The sequence below is a fragment of the Mucilaginibacter sp. OK283 genome (assembly GCF_900110415.1).
Classification (GTDB): Bacteria; Bacteroidota; Bacteroidia; order Sphingobacteriales; family Sphingobacteriaceae; genus Mucilaginibacter.
In genome coordinates this window covers 1-1,888 of sequence record NZ_FODR01000031.1, presented here as the reverse complement: position 1 = coordinate 1,888, position 1,888 = coordinate 1, and the positions used below count along the sequence as shown (strand labels likewise).

Below are 1,888 nucleotides of genomic sequence, written 5' to 3'. Positions count from 1 at the left end.
CTGGAGGGTCGAGTAGGCAAGGGCATTTCAGCCCAAGCCTCTCACAGAACCGTACGTGAAGCTCTCACTTCATACGGCTCTTATTATACCATCAAACGTGTTTAAAAACAGTCCAGTAATAGAACATGGCCGGATAGCTGATTTTTAACTCACTTATCCATTTATGCGCTTCTCCATAACTGCCTCTAAACTTCCTGTACTTGTTTAATACCCATTTGGCTAAACGAAACTCAAAGCGTTTCATCAATGGTTGTAGGCCTCGTAGCTTAAATTTCCCATAGTACCTGATAATCCCTACCATTTGTGGGTTTATCTGATCGGCTATGTCTTGCATCGTTAAATCACTTCGCCGATGCCACCTGAGCTGCTTCCATCCTTCGATTATCCTCGATTGTGCTTTTTGACTTATGGTACTCCCATATCCTAAAAACAACCCTCCTTTTTTGGATATTATTGGTTTTGGTTTGAATGTGAACCCCAGAAAATCGAATTTCTTTCCATAGTCTTTCCTCTTGGGCCTTCGATAGTTCTGGCAGTATACCATTTTCGTCTTCTCTTCGCTAAGACGTAGTTTACATTCTGCAAGTCTTGCCCGGATAGCCTCCAGCAATTGTTTCGCTTCCGTTTCTGTGTGACAATGAATTACAATATCGTCCGCATAGCGTACAAATGCTACTCCGGGGTATTGCTTCAAAAGCCATTTGTCCAGTACATAATGCAAAAACAGGTTTGCTAATAAAGGGCTTATCACTCCGCCTTGTGGCGTACCTTGCCCTCCCTTTTGAATAAGTGTTCCATCGGGTTGTTGCGCCGGACTTTCCAGCCATCTCCTAATGTACATCTTTACCCATGGCTCCGCTACATGCCGCTCTACAGCTTTCATTAGCAGTTCATGGTCTACCTCATCAAAGAAACTTTTGATGTCCATATCAATCACCCATGCGTACCTGAGTACATTTTCATGGACTGCTGCTACTGCCTGATGGGCGCTTTTCAATGGGCGATAGCCATACGATTGATCTTGAAACTGTGCCTCTAAGCGTGGTTCTAAGTAATCCTTTACTACTTGTTGGGCAATCCGGTCGTTTACTGTCGGGATGCCTAACACCCGCTTCTTGCCGTTTGCTTTGGGTATCGATACTGAGCGAACTGGTTTGGGAAAATAACTGCCGGAGTTCATTCGGTTCCATAATACATACAGGTTGTCTAATAAGTTCACCTCAAAATCTTCGAGGCTTTCTTTATCTTCTCCTGCTGATCCTTTGTTTGCCTTTACTTTCCGATAGGCTTTCTTTACCATTTCTTTCGTTACCGGTACTGGTCTTGATGTTGTCTCAAACATTTTAATCCTCCTTCTTTTAAAAGTTGTTAGAATATTCTTAACTGTATAATTGATGCCCTTCGCTCCACCTTCATTACAAAGGCTTCTTCACTACTACAGCATCATCCGTCATCCTTAACAGCTTCGGTATTCGGCCTCACGGGTATTGCCCGCTTGTGCCTTTCTCTTAACATCCGTTAAGGACTTCCCGTGTTTCGTATAAAAGCCTGAATAAGAGTCATGCCACCTCTATGACGATTGCCTTATAGCCAGTATGCAAGTTCCCGCTATAATCTTTCACTAATACGCAAGAACATTAGCTTTTGACAATGGGTTTCGCTCTCTCATCACTTCATCGATGGTTCATTTGCATTCATCTCTCTTTTTCATACCTGACTACTTCCCGTAGCCTTTTCCTCTTTCCGTTCAATACCTAACTATTACTAATCAAGCACCGAGAGGTGGTTTAATGCCTCTGCTTGCACAGCGACACTGGTAGGCCTACTACCATCTTTTATACAACATTTACTTACCTTTATTCAGAAGGCTCGTAATTCACGGCACACC

At 43.2% G+C, this 1,888-nt stretch carries 1 protein-coding gene; it reads right to left on the bottom strand.

Translation table 11 applies throughout. The features are described 5' to 3' along the window. Nucleotides 1-91: 91 nt before the first annotated feature. Entirely contained in the window at nucleotides 92-1,342 is a 1,251-nt protein-coding gene (gene ltrA, locus BMX56_RS29760; RefSeq protein WP_218152514.1) for a group II intron reverse transcriptase/maturase, read from the bottom strand. Nucleotides 1,343-1,888: the final 546 nt, after the last annotated feature.

Coding starts and splice junctions, on each gene's coding strand:
- ltrA (WP_218152514.1), bottom strand. CDS start 1,342: ATGTTTGAGACAACATCAAGACCAGTACCGGTAACGAAAGAAATGGTA.